The sequence below is a fragment of the Allopusillimonas soli genome, from assembly GCF_004153445.1.
GTDB classification, from domain to species: Bacteria; Pseudomonadota; Gammaproteobacteria; order Burkholderiales; family Burkholderiaceae_B; genus Allopusillimonas; species Allopusillimonas soli.
This window is the reverse complement of record NZ_SDQC01000003.1, coordinates 90,402-112,252: the sequence shown is the minus strand read 5'-3', so window position 1 is coordinate 112,252 and position 21,851 is coordinate 90,402. Positions and strand designations below refer to the sequence as shown.

Sequence of the window (21,851 nt, the reverse complement as noted above, 5' to 3'; positions counted from 1 at the left end):
AGCGTCTGCCGGGTGGCGCGCTTTGCGGCGCGCCGCGCTACCAATGCAGGTAGAACATGCTCTTGGCCAGAAACACGATGCCCAGCATATGAATGAATATGCTGATGTGTATGCGCCGGAAGTACACGGAGCGCATCTTGCCCGTGTGCAGTAGCGTCATGGCCGTCAGGAAGTGCGCCAGTACGCTCAAGGCCAGGACAATCTTGATGGTCAGCAGCAGGCCGAAACTGCTTTGCAGCGGATGCGCCAGGATTGCGCGATATTGCCATGCCATGCCTACGCCTGCGCTGTAAAGCACGAGGATGGCCCAGGGTATGATTTTGCGGGCCACCTTGCCGATGGCTATCTCCATTGTGCGCATGACCTCGCGGGGCACGCGCTTGCGCACGTTTTCCAGAATGAGTACTTCGAAAAACACCGTGCCGACAAACAGGATGGCGGCAAAAAGGTGCAGCGTCAGCAGAACGTTGTAGTCCATGGCGGGCAAGTTTCCGGGTGCCGGAGAGAGTAAGGCGCCTCTCTGGCAGGTGGCCCGAGGAAGGGATCTCCACGGGCGCATATCGCGTCCCATCATGGCATGGACACGCTGCTGCGTCCATGATCTAGATCATGGTTTGCTGCGCATACCCTTGACTACATGCGCCATTTGAGGGCCAGCATTACGCTTCTGGGCTCGCCGAAGTAAGTTTGCCGGGTCGGGCCTATGCGCTCGTAGTAATACTTGTCGAACAGATTGTTGACGGTGAACGTGATGTCCATGTGTTCGTTATAGCGATAACCCAACTGGGCATCGAAAACAGCATACCCCGGACGCACCCAGGTATAGCCGCTTTGCTCAAGACGGGATTCGCTGTTCACACGCATGCCCGCTGCCAGGCTCAAGCCGCGCAGTGACGGCTGATCGAAGGTGTATTTCGTCCAAAGCGAAAAAGTGTGTCGGGGAAAGGCAGGTGCAAACGCTTTGCCTTCCAGATCGTCCTCCGCGGCCACATAGCGCGTGCTTGTATAGGCGTAGCCGGCCGTCAGTTGCCAGTTGGGCGTCAAGGCGCCGCTGATCTCCGCTTCGAAACCCTGACTGCGCACCTTGCCCGATGCAATGGATACCATCGGATTGTCTGGATCCTGCATGGCGCGGTTTTCGTCTTCGATGCGGTACAGTGCAAAGTGCGTCGTCAGGTTGTCACCGAAAAAGGCGCCATTCAGGCCGACCTCATACTGCTTGCCCTTGCGTGGGCGCAGAAAGTCTCCCTGTATGTCGCGCGCGGTCTGGGGGGAGAATATCGTGCTGTAGCTGGCGTAGGCCGTCCAGTTGTCATTCAGATCGCCCGTCAGGCCAAGGTAGGGCAGCACCTCGGCATCATAGGATTGCGTCGTGCCGGCATCGTGGTTCTCCGTTTTCCAGTTGCTGACCCGCGCGCCAAGTATCAGCCTGATCGGATCGGAGAGCGACAGGCGGGCCTGCCCATAGAGCGACGCCTGAGTCTGGACGACGTCGGGGATGCTGCCCACCGGCATGTAGGGCTTGGGGAAATGCGGATCCGGATGGTAAATGTCCTGCGTAACCTCGTACTGGCCGTAGGTTGAGGCATTGTAGGCGCTGCCTCCGGAAAAGCGTTGGTAGCTCGCTCCCAGCAGGAGATCGTGGCGAAGGCCGAATGCCTGCACGGGCGTGGATACAAAGCCATCGATGTTTACATCACGCTCGTCGGCTTTGATGGCGATGGGCACCATGGAGACATTACCCGTGGCTGGGTCGATCAGGGAATTCACCCAGCTGTTGTTCTCGTTGGTCAGGCGGCGGCGCATCATGGATGCGCTCAACTTGGCCTGGCCGCCATTGTTCATTCTGTGGTCCACTTCGGCCAGATAGAAATCCAGTCGGCTTTCCATGTGGTTCCAATCTGCGCCCAGGTATGTGTCGCGATCTAGGTCGTCGGCCAAGTAGCCCAGATAGCTCGACAACCCGAAGAACGGGCGAGCCTTGTTTTCCTGGTGCGCATACGCCAGCGACAAAGCCGTGCTGTCGTCCAGATCGTATTCGAGTGTGCCGTAATGCATGGATTCGCGCGACCAGAGATAGTCGGTAAAATAGTCGCGGTCCTCATAGACGTTGACATAGCGGCCTCGCAACCGTCCGTCCTCGCTCAACGGGCCCGACACATCAATCTCGCTGCGGTAGTTGTCCCAGGAGCCTGCGGAAAGTGTGCCCTGCAGTGTGAACTCGGACAATGCGCGCTTACGCGCCAGATTTACCGTGCCGCCCGGGTCGCCTGCACCCTGTATCAGCCCCGCCGGCCCGCGCCATACCTCGACACGATCGAACATGGCCAGATCCAGAAATGTGGCACTCCATGACCCCGAACCTGCGCGCACCGGCATTCCATCCATTTGATAGTTGTCCAGGTCGTAGCCGCGGGCTTCGATATTGAACAGGCTTGTGCCGTAGGAGGTGGTCTTCATGCCTGTGGTATAGCGCATTGCGTCGCCCAGGGTGTTCAAGTTTTGATCATCCAGGCGCTGGCGAGTCACGACGCTGACCGATTGAGGCGTGTCCCGAACAGACTGCTCTCCCTTTCCTATGGTGACTTGCGACGAGGTATAGGCGCTTGTGCCATCGGTTTCCACGCCGCCATGGCCCTGTACTCGTACTGGCGCAAGCATCGCTGTCGCCCCGGGAGCCGTTGGCTGGATAACGACATCGCTGCCGTGACGGTCCGCGGTAAGTCCGGTTCCGGCCAATATGCGCTCCAGCGCCTGATCAATCGAGTAGTGTCCTTTCAAGGCGGGCGATGTGCGCCCTTGCACATTTTCTGGCCTAACCATCAGTTGAAGCCCGGCCTGGCGTGCCAACTCATTGAGCGCGGAACCTAGCGGCTGAGCGGGGATGGAGAGCATCAGCATGACGGGTGCAGGCTGAGCATGGGCCTGGGTATGCAGGGTGCCCAGGCATAGCATCATGGCTAGCGCGCAGGTTGCGCGGCTAAACGGTTTTCGTGACATCGCGGACTATCCTCCCGACCGACTGACTGATCTGTTGTTCTTCTAATGAAGACGCAGACGACGGTGGAAAGTTGAGGTCGTGTCGATCAAATAGCGTTATCGGAGGATATCTGGACCATATATCCGTTGATTCGTACCTGCACGGGCAGTACTTGCTGCAGGCGCTTTAGAAAGGTGTCGATCCGCCGCACGTCGTAGCTGCCGCTGATGCGCAGCGCCGCGACGCGAGGGCTTGAGAACGTGATCTGCAACGGCGCATAGCGGGCAAATTCCGACAACGCTTCACCGAGTGTGGTCGCGTCGAATGTAACCCTGTTTTCGCGCCATAAGACATAGCGGGGCGCGGCATCGGAAATGACCTCACCCAGCTTCCCGTCAGGATACGCGGTGACGGCCTGGCCCGCCCGGATTTCAACGCCATCTCCGTCTCCAAGCCATTTCTCCAGCAGGCCATCGCGCCTCTGCATCACGCTGACACTCCCTTGCTCGACCGCCACGGTCGCCAGGCCTGCTTGCAGGCCGCTTTGCGTGCTGCGCACGCAGAAGCAGGTGCCTGTTGCGACGGCGCGTAATTTGCCAGCCAGCACCTCGAAGCGGCGCTGGGGATCCGGGGCCACCGTGAACAGCGCCTGCCCCTCTCGCAGCCACAGGTGGCGCAGTGAGGCATACATCGTCACGGACAGGCTTGTAGCGGTGTCCAGTTCGACATGGCTTCCGTCGGGAAGGTTGACCGTTTGGCGCTCTCCACGTGCGCTGGTATATTCCGCCTGGAATACTGGTGAGCCATGACGTGGCCTGATTCCCACCCATGCGGCAAACCCCGCCGCGATCACGCCTGCGCCCGCGCCCATCAATGCGCGGCGCGTCCATGGTCTGGCCTGCGCATCCACGGATGAAGTGATCCCGGTACAGGCACCCGATTCGCTATTCATCGACCTGATTCGATCTACGGGCAGTTCACCCAGCCGCTCCCACAGCGACTCCATCTGCGTCAGGGCTTTTTGATGCGCTGGCGCGGCCTGAAGCCATTCCTGGAACTGTTGCTCTTGAGCGTCGGACAAACCTTCGCGTCTTAGTATCATCCAGTGGGCGGCTGCGCGCATGACGGGGTTGTCGCTTGGCACGCGGATCCCTCCCTGCGTGTCACGGCTGAAGTCATGCTGTTTGCGCATTGAGATGTAGGAATGAAAAATATATCGGCATGAAAAAGCAGATCGGGATGCTGGCCGGAGAGAACCTGTGCGCAAAGCTGCGCTAGGCTGTATTCAGGCCCGCAAGTAGGCATCTTCCCGTGCCTTGCAGGCGAGCATTGCACGGATAATGTGTTGTGCGACCATGTTACGCGAAATACCCATTCGTTCCGCCACTTCCTGATGTGAGAGCCCTTCGAACCTGTTCAGTATAAAAGCCTCGCGGCAGCGCGGCGGCAGGTCTTCGATAGCCTGCATCAATACTCTCGCGTGTTCGGAAAGAGCATGGATTCTTTCGGGCTGCATGTATTCCGGCCCGACGCTGTGTGGTTCTTCGTCCCAGTCGGACCACGCCACGGAACTGTGCGACATTGAGCGCCGATGCTGGTCGACGAGAAGATTGCGGGCGATGCGGTACAAAAGCGCCCGCGCGTCCTGAATATGCTCCTGGGTATTACGCATAGCCAGGAAACGCGCATAGACCTCCTGCACCACGTCGGCTGCGGCGTGACGGTCTCCCAGGCTGCGGGTACAGAAGTTGAACAGCTCTTGATAATGGTGGGTGGACACAGGGAGCCGCGTTCGGAGTGAGAAATGATAGTTATTAAATAATAACTCAAATGAGTATTATTATCATTCATGAATTGATTGAATCCAGGCTATCCATCCTTACCAGCACCCGCCCTGCCTCAATCCGCACAGGATAGCTTCGCACGTTTTCGGTCAGCGGCGCGCATAGCGCCTTGCCGTCGCGCACGTCGAAGCGCCCCTGATGAAGCGGGCATTCTATCTCGTGGCCTTCCAGGAAGCCGTCGCAGAGTCGTGCGTGACCATGCGTGCATATATTGTCTGTCGCGAATACCGCTGTTCCCACCGTATACAGGGCAATTTCCCGCCCCTGTATCTCCACGCAGGCGACATCATCTTCGGGGAGACCGTCAACAGCACCCGCATCCTGCCAGTTCGTGTTGTCCATCATTCGCCTCAAACAGGGTAAATAATCGAGTTCGGAATCAACTCGCTGTCATAGATGCACAGGCGTCGTGAAAATCGCAGCCCCGCCGGGGTGCGCGCCACCACGTCCACATAACGGCCCACGTTGAATACCGCCGACAGCTCCGACAGCCGGGTCCGAAACACGGCGTAGTTCGCTTCGCTCTCGATCTCGGCGTCGCTCATGCGTATGATGAGCGGTGCGCCGACTACATGACGCTGATAATAAGGATCGTGAAAAAGCGTTTCCTTGATGCCGTATATGCGGTCCCGCAGCATTCCCTTGCTGTCGAATGACAGCGTTGCCAGCGGCAGGCCACGCTCATGATTTTCTCGTGGCTGCAGGCGATACAGGCAATCGTCCGTGAAAAAGTCGGGCCATCGGTCCCACTGGCCTGAATCCAGGGCACAGGCATAGTCTGCGTACAGCTGTTGCAGCGCCATGTAGACGCCAAAGTCCGGTTGTGTCTCCATGCTCAGGCCTCCATTACCGTGCGCCAGTAGTCATACATCCCGCGTATCAGCGTTTCGGTGACCATATGGTCCGTGTCGGCGATGTCCCGCCCGCCCAGCTCCACCACGGTCCGGTGAAATGGCTTCTGTTCAAACCCGCGCTGAGACAGTTCTATGACTTCACCGTCGTCGGCCGACACGAACCCAGCCGGTCCGAACAGGTTGGCCTGGCGCAGCCGACGTTGTGTCATTTCCTCGCTGTCGTCCTCATATCCGAAATGCGTCCATACAAAATCAAAACATCCATGCCCGGCAGGCTGAATATGCCGCGTTGAAACGCTGTTGACCTGCTGCTGCAGAATCACGCTGGGAAAGATTGTCGTCATGACGGCGGTAGGGCCGCCCCACCAGGGTTCTGGAACGATATCCAGAAAGCGCGGGTCTTCCAGCTGCATGCTGGATTTGAAACTGCCTACCTGCGACACCTCCGACTGCTTCCTTTCGTTGCCGCGCGTGGAAATCATCGCCGCGTGGCGGTGATGCGCGTCCATTTTCAGCTCGGACTTGTTGTCGGCCCGCCAAAGCCCGAACGTCACGAACCAGGTATGCAGCAGGCCTGGATGATAAGGGTCTTTGATGTTTTCCTGCATCAGCTTCCAGTTGCCTGGCACGCGCTGGCGGTTGTAGCCCAGAAGCGTGAGCTTTCGGCCATCGAACTGGCGATCGAAATACGACAGGATGGTTGGGCCGAGAAAGTCTTCAAACGATTCCATGCAGGGATCGAAGGATGCGAAGACCACGCCGCCGCGCTGTGCGACGTTCAAACGGGTCAGCCCATGTTCGCGCACATTGAAATCCGCAGGCATGCCGCCCAGCACCTTGCCGTCTTGTTTGACGCCGCGCCGGAACGGCACGCCCTGCAGATCGCCATTCAGTGCATAGCTCCATTGATGGTAGGGGCATACAAATTCCTTGCGGTTGCCATGCCGCTCGCGGCAGAAACTCACGCCGCGATGAGCACACACATTTTCAACCACATGGATCTCGCCATGGGTATCACGCACCATGATGACGGATCGCTCACCCACGACGGTGCGCTTGAAATCACCAGGGTTGGGGATTTCTGCCTCCAGGCCGACATAGCACCAGTGGTTCTTGTAGAAGAACCGTTCCAGTTCCTGCCGGTAGAGCACATCGTCCGTATAGGCAAGGAACGGAATGCGGCTGGTGCCGCCTGCCGTCCATTCGGCTTTGTCGGGAAACACAGTGGGTCTTTCATGCATGGAAGTCTCCTGTTTTCATCGTTCGTGAATATGAAGCATCCCGTCGGCCTGGCTTGCGTCGGTGCGTTTCAGGTGCTTGCGGCATAGAAAGCGTCGGCGTGAACGTGTTCCAGCCGGATGCCGCGCTGCCTGACCAGCAGCGACGTGGCCTCTACCATGGGAGGCGAGCCGCACAAGTAGGCGCGCCAGCCTGTCAGGTCACGCCAGTCCTCGGCAATCGCTTCCGTGACAAGACCGCGTCTTGCTTCTGAAATGCCCTTGCTGTCGTTTGCCACGATCTGCACATGAAGGTTGCCATGGTCGCGCTGCAGCGGCGCCAACCACTGCATCCCGTAGAGGTCGCGCGAAGAGCGCACGCCAAGATAGAGATGAATGGGATTGCGCATGCCCGCCGCCAGTGCGCCGCGGACAATCGATAGAACGGGCGCAAGCCCGGTGCCGCCGGCCACACAGAGCATGGGCCCTTCGTGCCTGCATCGCAGATAGGCTGAACCCAGCGGGCCGCTGACGCGCACCGCATCGCCAGGCCGCAGTCCCGCTGCGATATGGTTGCCCGCGCGGCCGCCGGGCACGATGCGCACGTGAAACTCCAGTTCGTCGTCTTCGCATGTGCCCGCCATGGAGTAGGGGCGGACCATCCCTGCGGCAAACTGCAGGTTGGCGTATTGTCCGGGTGAATACTGCAGTGGCTTGCCTGGCTTGAGCCGCAGGCGCCGAATATCCGGTGCCAGCGATTCAACCGCTATGACACTGGCCTTGAGTATCCGGGCCGGATGAACGATGATCTCGTCGGGCTCGGGAATCTCGATGACGCATGATTCAGTAAGCCAGGTCTGGCACGCAAACACATATTGCGCCTGTCCGCTCAGAGGCCGAAGCTCTTCCTGACCCGACTCCAGCACCTCGCCTTCCACGATGCGGCAGCGGCATGTGCCGCATCGCCCCGCCATGCAACTGTAGGAAATCGGCACCTGGTTTTCCCGCAGCACGTCAAGCAGGTTTGCCCCGGGGCTCACGTGCAGCATGCGGTTGAGCGGTTGTATCAGTAATTCCATGGCGAGACTGTCTACGGCTGTCGGCGTTCACGTTCACGTATGTTGGCCCAATCGCATTCATAATCCAATAGAATATTGTGAATAGACTAAATTGATTCTATGAATAATTATGGCGCACATGGATTTGAAAGACCTCGATCTCAACCTGCTTCTGGTCTTTGATCAGTTGCTCATTGAGCGCAGGGTGTCCCGTGTGGCGGAGAACCTGGGTCTGAGCCAGCCCGCGGTCAGCAACGCCTTGGCCCGCCTGCGCGGCGCATTCGGCGACGAGCTTTTTCTGCGCACCGCCCAAGGCATGATGCCAACCGCGCATGCCGAACAAATGGCGGAGTCCATCTCATATGCGCTGGCGATGATACGCGGAGCCATTAATCAGAGTGCTGTATTCGATCCAGGATCAAGCCAGCGCACCTTTGTCATCGGCATGACGGATATTGGCGAGATCTATTTTCTGCCTCGGCTTCTGGAGCGGCTGGCCCGTGATGCGCCGGGTATTTCCTTGAGCACCGTGCGCAATACCGCTGTGGGCCTGAAGGAGGATATGGAGGCGGGCCGCGTCGATTGCGCGGTCGGCCCTCTGCCGCAGCTCAAGGCGGGGTTCTTTCAGCGTCGGCTGTTTCGCCAGCGGTATGTGTGCTTGTTTCGCAAAGGGCACAGGCTGGACAGGCGGCGTATGACGCTCGATGATTTTTCGGCGGCCGAGCACCTGCTCGTCGTGTCGGACAGCACGGGCCATGGCAAGGTTGACGACTTGCTGCGGCGTATGGATGTGCATCGGCGGGTGCGTCTGACCGTCCCGCACTTCCTGGCCATTGGGCACATTCTTCAGTCCACTGATCTGGTTGCCACAGTGACCGAGCGCCTTGCCGAGCGCATGGCCGAGCCCTTCGGGTTGCGCTGCATTGCGCATCCGGCGCGATTGCCCGATGCGGCAATCAATCTGTTCTGGCACAGCAAGTATCACCGCGATCCGGCCAATCAGTGGCTGCGCGGTCTGTTCTTCGATTTATTTGCCCTGTCGGACCAGCGCTAGCGCATGATCGCCGCGGCGTTTTCGGGGCCCGGCTTGCCTGCGGTGCTGTTCTTGCCGCCTTGGCGGTAAACTGTTCCCGGATGCGGCGCGCATGCCGCCTGGCCAGACCATGACCCTACCATGACATGAGGTATTGCAATGAGTGCTTCCCGACGTTTGCGGTCCGCCAACATTACCCAGGGCGCGGCGCGCGCGCCAAACCGATCCATGTATTACGCGCTGGGCTACAAAGAGGAAGACTTCGTCAAGCCGATGGTTGGCGTGGCAAATGGCCACAGCACCATCACGCCCTGTAATAGCGGCCTGCAAAAACTCGCCGATGCGGCCATCGAAGCCATCAAGGCATCGGGGGGCAATGCGCAGATGTTCGGTACGCCCACCATATCCGATGGCATGGCCATGGGAACCGAGGGTATGAAATATTCCCTGGTGTCCCGCGAAGTCATCGCGGACTGCGTGGAGACCTGCGTCCAGGGTCAGTGGATGGATGGCGTGGTGGTCATCGGCGGCTGCGACAAGAATATGCCTGGTGGCATGATGGGCATGCTGCGCGCCAACGTGCCCGCCATCTATGTGTACGGCGGCACCATTCTACCTGGCCGCCTCGATGGTAAAGACCTGAATATCGTGAGCGTTTTTGAGGCAGTTGGCGAAAACGCGGCGGGCCGCATGAGTGACGAGAAACTGCGGCAGATCGAGCTGCATGCCATTCCCGGTCCCGGCTCGTGCGGAGGCATGTATACCGCCAACACCATGAGTTCCGCATTCGAGGCGATGGGCATGAGCCTGCCTTATTCCTCGACCATGGCCAATGTGCACGACGAGAAGACCAAATCCGCCGCGGAATCCGCGCGCGTGCTGCTCAAGGCCATTGAACTGGATATCAAGCCGCGCGACATCGTCACCCGCGAGTCCATTGAAAACGCGGTCAGCGTCATTATGGCTACGGGCGGCTCCACCAATGCAGTTCTGCATTTGCTGGCTATTGCGCATGCGGCGGGTGTCGAGTGGACCATTGACGATTTCGAACGTATACGCAAGCGGGTGCCTGTATTCTGCGATCTCAAGCCAAGCGGACGCTATCTGGCTGTGGACTTTCACAAGGCTGGCGGGGTGCCGCAGGTGATGAGGATGCTGGCAAACGCCGGCCTGCTGAATACAGACTGCATGACAATCACGGGCAAGACGATAGGCGAGTTGATCAAGGATATTCCCGATATGCCGCCGTCCGATCAGAAAGTCATCTTCCCCATCGACAAGCCGCTGTATCAACAAGGGCATCTGGCGATTTTGAAAGGAAATCTGTCGCCGGAGGGCGCAGTGGCCAAGATCACGGGATTGAAGAACCCCGTCATTACAGGTCCCGCACGGGTGTTCGATGACGAGCAATCGGCGCTCAAGGCCATACTTGATGGCAAGATCAAGGCTGGCGATGTCATGGTGCTGCGCTATCTGGGACCCAAGGGCGGACCGGGCATGCCCGAGATGCTGGCGCCGACGGGCGCGCTTATCGGCGTGGGGTTGGGCGATTCGGTCGGACTCATCACCGACGGGCGGTTTTCAGGTGGCACCTGGGGTATGGTGGTTGGCCATGTGGCGCCCGAGGCGGCCGTGGGCGGCACCATAGCGCTGGTGCAGGAAGGCGATTCCATCACGATAGACGCCCACCAACTGCTGTTGCAGTTGAATGTTCCCGACGCAGAGATTGCGGCGCGGCGTGCCGCATGGACACCGCCACAGGCGCGCTATCTGCGCGGCGTTCAGGCAAAGTTCGCATTCAACGCAAGCACCGCCAGCAAGGGGGCCGTGCTGGACCATTTCAGTGACAAGGACGCGGCGCAATGGCAGGCCGGCAATAGCTGGGGCCATGCCGGTGGCGACTAGAATGCTGCCCTTCTCGTAGTCCGTAGCAGCGCTGCCCGTCGTTACGGCCTGAAGGCTGCCCTGTAGCGCCACAGCAGCCACAGGCAGAGCAGGGCCGGCACGGCGAGTGATGCATAGGCCAGGCCGTAGCTGTGGACGGTGGTGGCAATCAGGCCGAACAGGGGAGGGCCCACTACCACGCCCAGGAAGGTCATGCTCAGCGCGCCGCCTGTCGCGATGCCGGCCTGCCCGGGCGGCGCCTGACGGGCCACCTCGGCCAGGTACACGCCATTCCAGCCAACCGCGCAACTGCCGAAAACGGCAAGCACCAACCACATAAGCCAGGGATTGTCCGTGGACAGCCAGGGTATCGCGGCCGCACAGATCAGAATGAGCAAGGCCAGTAGGGCCAGCGTATTGACCGGTCCCGCAAAGCGATCCGATACATAGCCCCATAGCAGGCGCCCGGCGACGCCGGCGACCTGCGCGGCAGCCAGAATGAACCCCGCGGCAACCAGATCCATGCTCATGTCTTCATGCAGGAAGGTTGCCAGGTATGTCGTCAATGACAGCTGCGTAATGGAGAACAGAAACGAGACGGCCGCCAGCACGGCCAGGCTGCGGCGACTGAACACCAGGCGTAGCGGCCCGATCAGCCCTGTTCCCAGCGAGAGCTTGCGTTCTCTGTCGCGATCGGCATCGAGTTTGCGGCACAAGGGCTGGATGGCGATGGCGCAGACAAGATTGAGGACAGCCACGATCAGGAAGGCAATCTGCCATCCCGTCAGATCAGCCAGCCCCGGCACAATGGCGCCTGCGAGCACCCCGCCCAGCGGCACGCCAGTCTGCTTGATGGAAAAGACGAACGACATCCTGTGCGCCGGCGTGGATCGCGCCAGCAGATGAGAGCTGGCGGGGGTGATGGGGCCATAGCCCAGGCCCACCAGCAAGGCGCCGGCCGTGGTTGCTGCGGGCGATGGCACGATGCTCAGCGCCAGGCCACAGGCGCACAGCGCCAGCCCGGCCTGGCTGCTGCGTATCGCCCCGTAGCGTCTGACCAGCCCGCCCGACACGAGGCTGGCCGACATGGCGCCCAGGTAGGCCAATGCAATATAGAGGCCTACATACGCAGGCGATATCCCCAGCGTCTGCGCGACTGCCGGCGCCACGGCGGGGAGGGTGATCAGGGACATGGCGACCAGGGATTGCACCGCCAGCGTGGCGGCGAGCACGACAAAGGTCGGGGAAAAGGACTTCATGCAACAAACAGCCTGTTCTGCGGATTCGGGGCTTGCGCGAACTGCAGTGTTTGCCGGCCGGCCGCGCAAGAAAGAGCCGGGCAGACTTGTCGTATCATAATCCCTTGATTCAATCAGCCCCGCCGGCGTCCTGCGTGCCGGGACATGCGCAGGCATGTTAGGGCTTTTCCATTCTTCATGGCAAAGGACATATCGTGCTCACCGATCAGCAACGCGCCATACAAAACGACATCATTGCCGAGCTGGGCGTTGATGCGCATTTTGACGTTGAGCGGCAGATAGAGCGCCGCGTCGCATTTCTTGCCGATTATCTTGGCCGAACCGGCGCGCGGGCGCTGGTTCTGGGCATCAGCGGTGGCGTCGACTCGACGGCGGCGGGGTGTCTGTCGCAGCGTGCCGTCGAACGGGTGCGCGCGCAGGGCGGCGACGCCGTCTTCGTGGCCATGCGCTTGCCCTATGGACAGCAAAAGGACGAAGCCGATGCGCAGCGTGCGCTGGCAACCATAGGCCCCGACCAGGTACGGGTGGTTGACATCAAGCCCGCCAGCGATGCAATGATGCGGGCATTGTTGGATGCGGGCGTGTCGTTCCGCGATGACAGGCACCAGGATTTCCTGCTTGGCAACATCAAGGCCCGCCAGCGCATGATTGCTCAGTACGCGGTTGCCGGCGCGCATGGCGGGCTGGTGGTCGGCACCGATCATGCCGCCGAGGCGCTCATGGGTTTTTTCACCAAGTTCGGCGACGGCGCTGCGGATATCATCCCTTTGTCCGGCCTCAACAAACGCCGTGTCCGTGCCCTGGCGCGCGCGCTTGGCGCCAGCGAGGAGGTCGCCATGAAAGTGCCGACCGCCGATCTCGAAACCCTGGCGCCGCTCAAGCCGGATGAAGAAGCATTCGGCACCAGCTACGACGTGATCGACGATTTTCTCGAAGGCAGGGACATCCCGGAAGGGGCACTCGAAATCATACTGCGCACCTATCGCGGTTCGGCGCACAAACGGGCGCTTCCGGTGGCGCCCTAGTTTTCTCGTCTTGCCGCCGGCCTGCATCCGAATCCGGCTCTCCTGCGGAGGGCCGGGTTCTCGTTGCATGAATGCAACGCAAAAAACGTGCTTTTAGCTGAAAATAGCTGTCTTTGCAGTAACATGCTTTAAATATCAAGAAAATATCAACTTTTTCAGGCATGCATGCGGGGCATGGCTGATATTGAGCATGTAACGAAGATCCATGAGCAGGCCATTATCTGCCCCCCGGGCCGACGCGATGTTGGGGCCGGGCGGCCACCCCGCCTATGCTGACCTGGCATCCGACAAGATCAGGCACCGGGTGTTGCTGGCGCGTCTGGTGCACAATCTGCGCACCGGCTTCCAGCAAAGCATCGGGCTGACTTTGGAGCGCCTGGCATTGCAGCTTTGGCTGCTTGACTTGCCCGGGGCGGCCGCCGTGGAGCGCAAGGGCTTGCCGCGTCGCGGCGTGGAAGATTTTGTCGGCGATGCCGCCCTGACGCTGCATGTGGATCCGCGCCAGCTCATCCGGATTTCCGCATACGACCACAGGCGCATCGAGAAAAGCCCGTCGTCCTCCTTTTTCATCTGGGATGGCAACTGGGATCAGCGCCGCGGCGACCTGCGTATCTCCGGCCGCTACCGTCTCATCAGCGACCTGGACGAGCACCGCGACCATCTCGAGGACACAGTGCGCTACCGCAGCCTGCTGTTCGATTTGCAGCGTGGGCGTCCCTATTCTTCGCACCATGAGGGCATCGTGCTTGATACGCCCCAGCGCATCGAGCGCTATCTGGCGGTCTATCTGGGTTTTCTGGACGACATGGCCAAGCGCGGATTCGATCCCGCGCGCGGCAAGGATCATCTGGGCGTGGCCATTACGCGTGAGGGAAAAATCCTGAAGGTGAATCGGGGCCTGCATCGCCTGGCTATGGCTCAGAGGCTGGGCCTGCCGTCGATCCCGGTGCGCGTGCGCGCGGTGCACCGCTTGTGGTGGGACGAAGTGACGGAAGGCGCGCATGGGGCCGAGGCGCTGAAGCGGATTGTACGCGCGCTTCAGGCCTGTACACCTGAAACCCGGGAGGGGCCGCTGGATCCTGAGCCCTCTGCCTGTTTTACCCTGGAGGAGTCGTGGCCGCCGCCGCGCATCCCCGTCTGTCCGAAGCCCGCGCTGGATTCAGTCTCCGCGGGCGCCTGAAAGATCGAAGACCAGCGTATCGAGCGCGGTGAGGCCCCGTTGGGCGAACTTGGGTTCTTTCGCCAGGATGTCCCGCCTGTCCACCAGACGCGCACGGGTATGGTCGGCATACAGGCGGGCGACTTCCTCTTCGTCGACAGAAAAAGGCGGCCCCTCCATGGACGACTGATCGTAATGCAGCGTCAATAACAGGCCGCGGTAATTTCCTGCAAGCTGGCCATATACATGGCGCACGTAGTCTTTCCGCATGGCTTCAGGCAGAGCAACCAGCGCCGCGCGGTCATAGGCGCCGGCGCAGCCGGCAAGCGTGGCGGCATCCAGGCCGAAGATGTCGCCTTCGATGATCTCGATCTCGCCCGCGACATGATGGCGTCCGAGGGGCGATTCGCGAACCTGCGCCCGCAGGTCGTTTTCCTGCAGGAACTGTGCGATGGCCAGGGGTGACAGCTCCACGCCAAGGACACGATAGCCTTGGCTGGCCAGCCAGATCATATCCAGCGATTTGCCGCAAAGCGGCACCAGAATGCGGCTGCCTGCGGGCAGCCGGAGTGCCGGCCAGTATTTTTGCAGCAAGGGCGTTACGCGTTGCATATGAAAATGCGTGCGGCCCTCCTGCCATCGATCCAACCAGAATGCGGCGTCCATGTATACCTCGCAAAGCGTTTCAGTCGGCTCTCATTGTAGGACGGGCGGGGGCGTGCAATGGGCCCGTCCGGCCCCTCAGCCGGCCAGGCCGAAGAAGTCGGCAGCATTGCCGGCGCAGATGCGCTGTTTCTGCGAGTCGTCAAGCCAGGGGCTCTCTGCGACCAGCTTTCCAATGGACTGCTCGCCCAGAGGGAAGGGGTAGTCCGATCCCAGCATCACGTGGCTATTGCCCATGACTTCCACCAGCAGGCGCAGCGCGCCTTGGTCGAACACGGCGCTGTCCACATGGAAGCGCGAGACGTAGCTGGAAGGCGGATTGGGACAGTTCTCTCTCACGATATCCCGGCAGCGCCAGGCATTGTCGACACGGCCCAGCAGGAAGGCGAAGCTGCCGCCGCCGTGGGCAAAGCAAAGCTTCAGCGATTCGGGAATGCGCTCGAATGCCCCCGAAAGAATGAGCGAAAGAATGCCCAACTGCGTTTCGGCGGGCATGGCCACCAGCCAGGGCAGCATCCATTTCTTCATGCGGCCGTCGGTCATCATGTCCCAGGGATGGGCCAGAATGGGAATGTCATTGCGTGCGCAATGCGTGAGAAATTGCACCAGATGTTCGTCGTCCATGTCGCGTGGGCCGAGGTGATTGCCGATCTGCACCCCTACGCAGCCGGCCTTGCGCGCGCGAGATGCCTCGGAACAGGCTCGGTCCAGATCCTGCAGCGGCACTTGGGCAAGCGCCTTGAGGCGCCCTGGATCGGCATTGCAATGTTCGAGTGCCCGGTCGTTCATGCGTTCGCACCACGCCGCAGCCCTGTCTGCTGGAAATTCATAGCCAAACATGATGGGCGTGGCACAGACAATCTGAATATCCAGGCCATGCTTATCCATTTCTTCCAGCCGCATGGCAGGATCCCACAATGCGCGGTATACGGGTCTGAAGGGCTGGCTGCCTTTCATGATCTGGCCGGTTTCGCCGCCGGCATCGACTGCCAGCCAGGGTGCCTGTTCAGCGTCCAGGCTTGCAGCCTCCTGCTGGGAAATCGGAGGCAGGAAATGCGCGTGGATATCTATCTTCTTCATTCGGATTTCCCATTGGTCGCGGCATGGGCCTGCTTGCCAGGATGTAGCTTGCCGCAGTGAGGGCAGCGGCGCTGCTCCTCTGATTCGTAGAAGGCGTTGAAGAGAACGGGCAGATCTTTCACAATGCTCTGCAGCTGGATTTCAACCCTGTGCACAAGGCCGCCGCAGCCATCCTCGCTTTCGCAATACCATTCGAATGCGTCAATCACGCCCTGGGGACGCTGGCGCTCGATGACCAGGCATGCGCTGCCCGTCTCGGGGCGCTGTGGTGAATGGCGCACATGTGGCGGCATCAGGAATATGTCGCCTTCCTTCAGGTCCACACGCTCGCGCTTGCCGTCTATCCAAAGATTCAGCCAGGCGTTGCCATGCATCTGATAGAAGAATTCTTCGTATGGATCGTCGTGGTAGTCGGTGCGCACATTGGGGCCGCCCACGACAGTAACGATAAAGTCGCTGTCCTGCCAGATCTGCTGGTTGCCCACAGGCGGCTTGAGCAGATGGGCGTGTTCGTCTATCCATTGCTGGAAGTTGAAGGGCTTGCCGTAGCTGAGCATTTTTTGTCTCCGAGTTTGGGGCTGCCGGTATTTCCCTGGCCGTCTTGTTTTGGTCTGGTTATGTGCTTGCCGCTGGCAGATAGGCCACGGCCTTGATCTCGATGAGCAAGTGCGGATGGGGCAATTGATGCACGGCGACAGTGGTGCGCGTGGGGCCCTGCGCCGAGAAGAATTCCGCGTATACCTCGTTGTAGCCGCCGAAGTCATTCATATTCACTAGAAAGGCGGAGATCTCCACCAGATGTTCCAGGCCCGCGCCCTGGCTGGCCAGAATATCTCGGATGTTCTCGATGACGGCGCGCGTCTGCGCGCGGATGTCCAGCGTGGTTGTGCCCATGGCGTCGGCCGATGCGCCCGCGATGCTATTGTCGGGGCGTCGCGCGCTTGTGCCTGACACGAACAGGAAGTCGCCCGCGCGTTTCACATGCGGAAAGGCGCCGCGTGGGGTGGCCTTGCCGCTGACGATGCCTGGGGATGGTGTGCTCATGAAGTCTCCTTTGCTGCCTGTTGGGTCATACAGTCTCCACTCATGATGAGGCCGCGCCATGCGAGCCTCGCCTGTGCCGGGGTTGATGAGGTTGGACGCCGCGTACCCGCGCCTCGCCAGCCTTCGGCTATTTTATCTTGCGCAATGCGCAACGTGCGGCGGCCAGGTCCCAGGCCGCGCAACCCACGGTCTTGAATACCCTGGCACCGGCCGTGCCGGCGCCGTTTTCCAAAGCATGAATCAGCGCGCGCACCGCACGCCAATCGACGCCGGCCTGAATATAGTCGCCCGCTTCATGCTTCGCGCCAGCCAGGTCATCGACATAGAGCTGGCTGCCTTCCAGCGTGGCGGGCGCAATTTCCGCCAGATCCGCCCGGTAGGCGCCCACACCGATGACCAGGCGGTCAGGGCGCGGGGGCAGGGCGTACACAGGTTCGGGGCTGGTGGTGGCCGTGATGACCACATCGGCATCGTCGGGCACGGATGCGTCCGCGCGCAGCGGCAGGCCAAGATCCTCATGATCGCGCGCGAATGCCTGCGCCTTCTCGATGCTTCTGCCGATGAGCGTGACGCACAGGCCCGGATACAGTGCCGCCAATGCCTGGACGTGGCCAAGCGCCTGGGTGCCTGTGCCGATAACCGCGGCATGCCTGGGTGCGGATGGCCCAAGGGTACGCAGGCCTAGCATCGACACGGCGGCTGTGCGCCGCGCTGTGACGGTCGGGCCATCCAGCACGAAGCGTTCCTGGCCTGTTGCACCATCATAGGCTGTGACCACGCCATGAATCGTGGGCAGGCCCCGCTCTCGGTTGGACGCGACCACATTGACCAGCTTGTGTATGCCGATATCCGGCGCCGTCGCTGGCATGGACAGCATGACGCCGCCTTGCGGGTAGGCCACAACCTGGCGCTCGGGCGCTGTGATTTCGCCGTGTGCATAGTCGGCGGCGGCCTGTGCCAGCATCTCCACCATGCCGGGGAAATCCAGTAGATCCGCTGTCTGTGCTGCATTGAAAGTCTTGATTGCCTTGGCTGTCATGGCATGGTCCAGGTTGGGTCAGGGAGAGGGCGCGGGCGCATGCCCTGCATCGGACATATGAGGCTGGGTGCTTACCCACAGCACTTCGGCATCGTCCGGCCCGTGATTGATGACGCGATGGCGCATACGGCTGTCGATATAGAAACAGTCGCCGGCCTGGAGTATTGCTGGCTGATAGTACTCGGTATGCAGCGCGATGGCGCCAGACAGAACGTATACGAACTCCTCACCGTCATGTTGGCTCCAGCCTTCTTCCGGCTGCACGCCGTGCGCCTTGATGCGCGTGACAAACGGCATCATTTGCTTGTGGGATAGCTGCGAGCACAGCAGTACATGGCGGTAGAGCGGCGTTTCATGGACCTCTCCGTGCCCCTTGCGTTCTATGCTGCGCCGGCCCGCGCCCATATGAGCCTGGGCAGGCGAAAAGAGTTCGGCAACATCGACACCCAGGCCATGGGCCAGACGCAGCAGCACATCATAAGTGGGTGACATCAGTCCGTTTTCTATTTTCGACAGCGTGGAACTGGCCACGCCGCTGGCCCTGCTGGTCTGTCCTTGCGTCCAGCCACGCTCCAGGCGCAGCGCCTTCAGCCGCGCTGCTAGTGCGGACTCCTGTTCTTGTACGGTGGTCTGGTTCACCATGGCATTCCGATTGAAAATTGGCAGTGTAGCCTCACGATGGGACAAGGCCTACGCCCAGGCGGTGTGCGGCGAAGCGGACCAGGGCCGGGCTCTCGGCCGATGCCCTCCTCACGTCGCGCCGGTCTAGACAACATTTTTCTCGATGATCGGGCTGTTGTTCAGTATGCGCTGCCAACCCATGCGCGACAGATCCAGCGTGCGAAAGCCGCCATGAATGATGAGTTCGGATAGCGCCCTGCCCACTGCCGGTGACTGCTGCATGCCGTGGCCGCTGAAACCGTTGGCGAAAAACAGATTGTCCACATCGGGGTGCGGGCCGAGAATCACATTCTGGTCCACCGTGTTCATATCGTAATGGCCCGCCCAGCTCCGGCTGCAGCGCAATGCCTCGAAGGCGGGTACGCGATGCGCCAGAATGGGCCACAGCACGTCTTCAAACAGAGCGTGCTGCACCTCGAAGTCGTGGCATTCCGGATCCTGGTCCGGTGCGGGCGATATGCCGGTGATATAACCCTGGCCCTCGGGCCGGAAGTAGGCGCCGCTCGGATCGATGATCATGGGGCATCCAGGCAGGGTGGTGGGGCATTGAACATAGAACACGCAGCGCTTGCGGGCTTGTACAGGCAGTGTGATGCCCGCTTGCCGGGCCACCTCCGGCGCGCCGATGCCCGCCGCGTTGATGACGGCGCCGCATTCGACCTCTGCGCCGTCGCGCAGCACCAGTGACCGCACCCGCCGTCCCGCGCGTCGCAGCCCGACCACCTTGTCCTTAATATAGCGCGCGCCCTGGGCAATGGATTTGCGTCGCAGGCCTTGCATCATGCCGTAGGCGTCGAGCCACCCTTCGCCTGACAGGCCCAGTGATGCCTGGGCAATATCCTCTGTGTTCAACCACGGGTATCGCCGCGACAGCGCACCTGGTTCCAACAGCGTCACGTCGGCCCCCTGTTGTTTTTGCGTGGCGTGATTCGCCTCAAGCACCGGTACGCCCGCGGCAGTCGCCAGAAAGAGATAGCCTCTCTCATGAAATGCCGCGTCCGGCTGCTGGCCGTCCACCGCGAGCAGTTCGCCAAAATGGCGCAGAAACGACGAGCCGAACAGCGACATCTGCACATTTTCGGGTGTGGAGAACTGGTGGCGAATGGATGCGGCGGACAACGCCGTGGCGCAATGCTGGTAGCTGGGGTCTTGCTCGATCACCAGCACCCGGCCGTTGAAGCCCTTGTCGGCCGTCAGAAAATAGGCTGCGGCGCTGCCAATGGCGGCGCCGCCGACTATGACGACATCGTAGCGGTCTGTGCCCATGCTGCCTGCTCCGGCGTATCAAGACGAGAAAGGCGACGCCGTGTGGCCGCCTCATGACCCGTCTATTGTTTCGTTTATTTATTCTGATTTCTCTCAGTATTTTCCCTTGGGAAATATAATTTCTTATCGGAAATGTTCATGCTATGCTGGACCCTACACGCCGGTTGGGCGGACACGGCCATTGAACGGCTGCCGCGGCTGGGCACCCCGTGGACTTCCACGCGCATGTATTGATGCATTTGAGGAACAACAGATGGATATCACCGAGCTGTTCAAGGAACTGGGTCTTGACTCCTCCGCGCTGTCGAGCGGAACCTTGCAGGTCCGCTCGCCGGTCGATGGCGCATCCATTGCCGTATTGAGCGAGCACACGAGAAACGAAACGATTCAAATCATCGGGCAGGCGCACGAGGCATTTCTCGCATGGCGCCGCGTGCCTGCGCCGCGGCGGGGCGAACTGGTGCGGCTGCTGGGCGAGGAACTGCGCACGCACAAGCAGGCCCTGGGGCGGCTTGTGTCGATAGAGGCTGGCAAGATTACAGCGGAAGGCGAGGGCGAAGTGCAGGAGATGATCGATATCTGCGACTTTGCCGTAGGCCTGTCTCGTCAGCTGTATGGCCTTACGATCGCGTCAGAGCGGCCAGGGCACCGCATGATGGAAACCTGGCATCCGCTGGGCGTCGTGGGTGTCATCTCAGCCTTCAATTTTCCGGTGGCCGTGTGGTCGTGGAATACCGCCCTGGCATTGGTGTGCGGCGATGCGGTGGTGTGGAAGCCGTCCGAGAAAACACCACTGACCGCGTTGGCATGTCAGGCGCTGCTGCGGCGTGCAATGGAAAGATTCGGCGACGCGCCGCAGGGGCTATTGGGCGTGCTGATCGGCGGGCGGGAGGTCGGCGAGGCGCTGGTGGACGATGCGCGCGTTGCGTTGGTCTCGGCAACGGGATCCACGCGCATGGGCCGGGAGGTCGGACCCCGTGTGGCACAGCGATTCGGTCGCTGCCTGCTGGAGCTGGGCGGCAACAATGCCATCATTGTGACACCGTCGGCGGATCTCGACATGGCGGCGCGCGGTATTCTATTTGGCGCGGTGGGCACCGCCGGGCAGCGATGCACGAGCACTCGGCGCCTGATCGTGCACCATTCGGTCGCCGATCGTCTGGTTGAAAAACTGAAGAAGGCATACGCCAGCGCGCGCGTCGGCAGCCCGCTGGAAGCGGGTACGCTGGTCGGACCGTTGATCGACAGGGCAGCGTTCGAGGCGATGCAATTAGCGCTTGAACAGGCGCGCGCGCATGGCGGGGCTGTGTTCGGCGGCGAACGGCAGCTTCAGGATGCCTATCCGGATGCGTTCTATGTTTCGCCCGCGCTGGTGGAGATGCCGGAACAGACAGAGGTGGTCTGCCAGGAAACATTCGCGCCTATTTTGTATGTCATGCGCTACGAGTCGTTTGACGATGCGCTGACGATGCAGAATGGCGTTCCGCAGGGCCTTTCGTCCGCTGTGTTTACCACGGACCTGCGTGAGGCGGAGCGATTCACATCGCCTGAAGGGTCCGATTGCGGCATTGCCAATGTCAATATCGGCACTTCGGGCGCCGAGATCGGAGGCGCCTTCGGCGGCGAGAAGGAGACAGGCGGAGGGCGCGAGTCGGGGTCCGATGCCTGGAAGGCCTATATGCGGCGGGCGACAAATACAATCAACTATTCGCGCGAATTGCCGCTGGCCCAGGGCATCAAGTTCGGAGACGATTGACCGCGTATC

The 21,851-nt window shown here is 60.8% G+C and carries 20 protein-coding genes and 1 pseudogene; 5 read left to right on the top strand and 16 right to left on the bottom strand.

Annotation, left to right across the window (positions count from 1 at the left end; translation table 11 throughout):
* Nucleotides 1-37 precede the first annotated feature (37 nt).
* From ERD78_RS10365 to ERD78_RS10330, 8 genes are all read right to left on the bottom strand, one after another.
* Nucleotides 38-478, bottom strand: a complete 441-nt coding sequence (locus ERD78_RS10365) for a CopD family copper resistance protein (RefSeq protein WP_129969231.1) — start codon at nt 476-478, stop codon at nt 38-40.
* A gap of 155 nt (nt 479-633) precedes the next feature.
* Complete coding sequence (locus ERD78_RS10360; RefSeq protein WP_129969230.1) at nt 634-3,000, bottom strand: TonB-dependent siderophore receptor; 2,367 nt, start codon at nt 2,998-3,000, stop codon at nt 634-636.
* A gap of 86 nt (nt 3,001-3,086) precedes the next feature.
* Nucleotides 3,087-4,124 (bottom strand): FecR family protein, encoded by a 1,038-nt coding sequence (locus tag ERD78_RS10355; RefSeq protein ID WP_167668909.1) that lies wholly within the window; start codon nt 4,122-4,124, stop codon nt 3,087-3,089.
* A gap of 141 nt (nt 4,125-4,265) precedes the next feature.
* The gene (locus ERD78_RS10350; protein ID WP_129969228.1) at nt 4,266-4,760 is read right to left on the bottom strand and encodes an RNA polymerase sigma factor; all 495 of its coding nucleotides are present in this window, start codon (nt 4,758-4,760) and stop codon (nt 4,266-4,268) included.
* A gap of 67 nt (nt 4,761-4,827) precedes the next feature.
* A complete protein-coding gene (locus tag ERD78_RS10345; protein ID WP_129969687.1) occupies nt 4,828-5,166 on the bottom strand; it encodes a non-heme iron oxygenase ferredoxin subunit in 339 nt (112 codons plus the stop codon).
* An 8-nt stretch (nt 5,167-5,174) separates the two neighbouring features.
* Nucleotides 5,175-5,657, bottom strand: a complete 483-nt coding sequence (locus ERD78_RS10340; protein ID WP_129969227.1) for an aromatic-ring-hydroxylating dioxygenase subunit beta — start codon at nt 5,655-5,657, stop codon at nt 5,175-5,177.
* Nucleotides 5,658-5,659: 2 nt separating this feature from the next.
* On the bottom strand, nt 5,660-6,919 hold the full coding sequence (locus ERD78_RS10335; RefSeq protein WP_129969226.1) for an aromatic ring-hydroxylating dioxygenase subunit alpha: 1,260 nt from the start codon (nt 6,917-6,919) through the stop codon (nt 5,660-5,662).
* A 68-nt stretch (nt 6,920-6,987) separates the two neighbouring features.
* Nucleotides 6,988-7,974, bottom strand: coding sequence for a 2Fe-2S iron-sulfur cluster-binding protein (locus tag ERD78_RS10330; protein ID WP_129969225.1), 987 nt, complete (start codon nt 7,972-7,974; stop codon nt 6,988-6,990).
* Nucleotides 7,975-8,092: 118 nt separating this feature from the next.
* Here ERD78_RS10330 and ERD78_RS10325 point away from each other — a divergent pair, with 118 nt between their 5' ends.
* On the top strand, nt 8,093-9,007 hold the full coding sequence (locus tag ERD78_RS10325) for a LysR family transcriptional regulator (RefSeq protein ID WP_129969686.1): 915 nt from the start codon (nt 8,093-8,095) through the stop codon (nt 9,005-9,007).
* A gap of 138 nt (nt 9,008-9,145) precedes the next feature.
* Nucleotides 9,146-10,828: pseudogene (gene ilvD / locus ERD78_RS10320) on the top strand (dihydroxy-acid dehydratase); the annotation flags it as partial.
* A 104-nt stretch (nt 10,829-10,932) separates the two neighbouring features.
* Here the strand turns inward: ilvD and ERD78_RS10315 are convergent.
* On the bottom strand, nt 10,933-12,129 hold the full coding sequence (locus tag ERD78_RS10315) for an MFS transporter (protein ID WP_129969223.1): 1,197 nt from the start codon (nt 12,127-12,129) through the stop codon (nt 10,933-10,935).
* Between the two features lie 194 nt (nt 12,130-12,323).
* On the opposite strand from ERD78_RS10315, the gene nadE reads away from it, so the two are divergent.
* On the top strand, nt 12,324-13,154 hold the full coding sequence (nadE, locus tag ERD78_RS10310; protein WP_129969222.1) for an ammonia-dependent NAD(+) synthetase: 831 nt from the start codon (nt 12,324-12,326) through the stop codon (nt 13,152-13,154).
* Between the two features lie 205 nt (nt 13,155-13,359).
* Nucleotides 13,360-14,334 carry a hypothetical protein gene (locus tag ERD78_RS10305; RefSeq protein WP_180029207.1) on the top strand — a complete coding sequence of 325 codons (975 nt, stop codon included), beginning with the start codon at nt 13,360-13,362 and terminating at the stop codon, nt 14,332-14,334.
* Here the strand turns inward: ERD78_RS10305 and ERD78_RS10300 are convergent.
* The 7 genes from ERD78_RS10300 to ERD78_RS10270 form a co-directional block, all read right to left on the bottom strand.
* Nucleotides 14,314-14,979: a thiopurine S-methyltransferase gene (locus ERD78_RS10300; RefSeq protein WP_129969221.1), complete on the bottom strand. Its 666-nt coding sequence runs from the start codon at nt 14,977-14,979 to the stop codon at nt 14,314-14,316. The genes ERD78_RS10305 and ERD78_RS10300 overlap by 21 nt on opposite strands.
* A gap of 75 nt (nt 14,980-15,054) precedes the next feature.
* Nucleotides 15,055-16,056, bottom strand: a complete 1,002-nt coding sequence (locus ERD78_RS10295) for an amidohydrolase family protein (protein WP_129969220.1) — start codon at nt 16,054-16,056, stop codon at nt 15,055-15,057.
* The gene (locus tag ERD78_RS10290; RefSeq protein ID WP_129969219.1) at nt 16,053-16,613 is read right to left on the bottom strand and encodes a 3-hydroxyanthranilate 3,4-dioxygenase; all 561 of its coding nucleotides are present in this window, start codon (nt 16,611-16,613) and stop codon (nt 16,053-16,055) included. The genes ERD78_RS10295 and ERD78_RS10290 overlap by 4 nt, the downstream gene beginning before the upstream one ends.
* Before the next feature lie 58 nt (nt 16,614-16,671).
* Nucleotides 16,672-17,100 (bottom strand): RidA family protein, encoded by a 429-nt coding sequence (locus ERD78_RS10285; RefSeq protein WP_129969218.1) that lies wholly within the window; start codon nt 17,098-17,100, stop codon nt 16,672-16,674.
* 127 nt (nt 17,101-17,227) lie between these two features.
* On the bottom strand, nt 17,228-18,139 hold the full coding sequence (gene lhpI, locus ERD78_RS10280; protein ID WP_129969217.1) for a bifunctional Delta(1)-pyrroline-2-carboxylate/Delta(1)-piperideine-2-carboxylate reductase: 912 nt from the start codon (nt 18,137-18,139) through the stop codon (nt 17,228-17,230).
* An 18-nt stretch (nt 18,140-18,157) separates the two neighbouring features.
* On the bottom strand, nt 18,158-18,781 hold the full coding sequence (locus ERD78_RS10275) for a helix-turn-helix domain-containing protein (RefSeq protein ID WP_129969216.1): 624 nt from the start codon (nt 18,779-18,781) through the stop codon (nt 18,158-18,160).
* A 123-nt stretch (nt 18,782-18,904) separates the two neighbouring features.
* Nucleotides 18,905-20,086, bottom strand: coding sequence for an NAD(P)/FAD-dependent oxidoreductase (locus ERD78_RS10270; RefSeq protein ID WP_129969215.1), 1,182 nt, complete (start codon nt 20,084-20,086; stop codon nt 18,905-18,907).
* Between the two features lie 253 nt (nt 20,087-20,339).
* On the opposite strand from ERD78_RS10270, the gene amaB reads away from it, so the two are divergent.
* Nucleotides 20,340-21,842, top strand: coding sequence for an L-piperidine-6-carboxylate dehydrogenase (gene amaB / locus ERD78_RS10265; RefSeq protein WP_129969214.1), 1,503 nt, complete (start codon nt 20,340-20,342; stop codon nt 21,840-21,842).
* Nucleotides 21,843-21,851: the final 9 nt, after the last annotated feature.

What these genes read in the sequence shown, in the direction of transcription:
- ERD78_RS10365 (WP_129969231.1), bottom strand. Translation starts at nt 478, where the DNA reads ATGGACTACAACGTTCTGCTGACGCTGCACCTTTTTGCCGCCATCCTG.
- ERD78_RS10360 (WP_129969230.1), bottom strand. Translation starts at nt 3,000, where the DNA reads ATGTCACGAAAACCGTTTAGCCGCGCAACCTGCGCGCTAGCCATGATG.
- ERD78_RS10345 (WP_129969687.1), bottom strand. Translation starts at nt 5,166, where the DNA reads ATGGACAACACGAACTGGCAGGATGCGGGTGCTGTTGACGGTCTCCCC.
- ERD78_RS10340 (WP_129969227.1), bottom strand. Translation starts at nt 5,657, where the DNA reads ATGGAGACACAACCGGACTTTGGCGTCTACATGGCGCTGCAACAGCTG.
- ERD78_RS10335 (WP_129969226.1), bottom strand. Translation starts at nt 6,919, where the DNA reads ATGCATGAAAGACCCACTGTGTTTCCCGACAAAGCCGAATGGACGGCA.
- ERD78_RS10330 (WP_129969225.1), bottom strand. Translation starts at nt 7,974, where the DNA reads ATGGAATTACTGATACAACCGCTCAACCGCATGCTGCACGTGAGCCCC.
- ERD78_RS10325 (WP_129969686.1), top strand. Translation starts at nt 8,093, where the DNA reads ATGGATTTGAAAGACCTCGATCTCAACCTGCTTCTGGTCTTTGATCAG.
- ERD78_RS10315 (WP_129969223.1), bottom strand. Translation starts at nt 12,129, where the DNA reads ATGAAGTCCTTTTCCCCGACCTTTGTCGTGCTCGCCGCCACGCTGGCG.
- ERD78_RS10305 (WP_180029207.1), top strand. Translation starts at nt 13,360, where the DNA reads ATGAGCAGGCCATTATCTGCCCCCCGGGCCGACGCGATGTTGGGGCCG.
- ERD78_RS10300 (WP_129969221.1), bottom strand. Translation starts at nt 14,979, where the DNA reads ATGGACGCCGCATTCTGGTTGGATCGATGGCAGGAGGGCCGCACGCAT.
- ERD78_RS10295 (WP_129969220.1), bottom strand. Translation starts at nt 16,056, where the DNA reads ATGAAGAAGATAGATATCCACGCGCATTTCCTGCCTCCGATTTCCCAG.
- ERD78_RS10290 (WP_129969219.1), bottom strand. Translation starts at nt 16,613, where the DNA reads ATGCTCAGCTACGGCAAGCCCTTCAACTTCCAGCAATGGATAGACGAA.
- ERD78_RS10285 (WP_129969218.1), bottom strand. Translation starts at nt 17,100, where the DNA reads ATGAGCACACCATCCCCAGGCATCGTCAGCGGCAAGGCCACCCCACGC.
- lhpI (WP_129969217.1), bottom strand. Translation starts at nt 18,139, where the DNA reads ATGACAGCCAAGGCAATCAAGACTTTCAATGCAGCACAGACAGCGGAT.
- ERD78_RS10275 (WP_129969216.1), bottom strand. Translation starts at nt 18,781, where the DNA reads ATGGTGAACCAGACCACCGTACAAGAACAGGAGTCCGCACTAGCAGCG.
- ERD78_RS10270 (WP_129969215.1), bottom strand. Translation starts at nt 20,086, where the DNA reads ATGGGCACAGACCGCTACGATGTCGTCATAGTCGGCGGCGCCGCCATT.
- amaB (WP_129969214.1), top strand. Translation starts at nt 20,340, where the DNA reads ATGGATATCACCGAGCTGTTCAAGGAACTGGGTCTTGACTCCTCCGCG.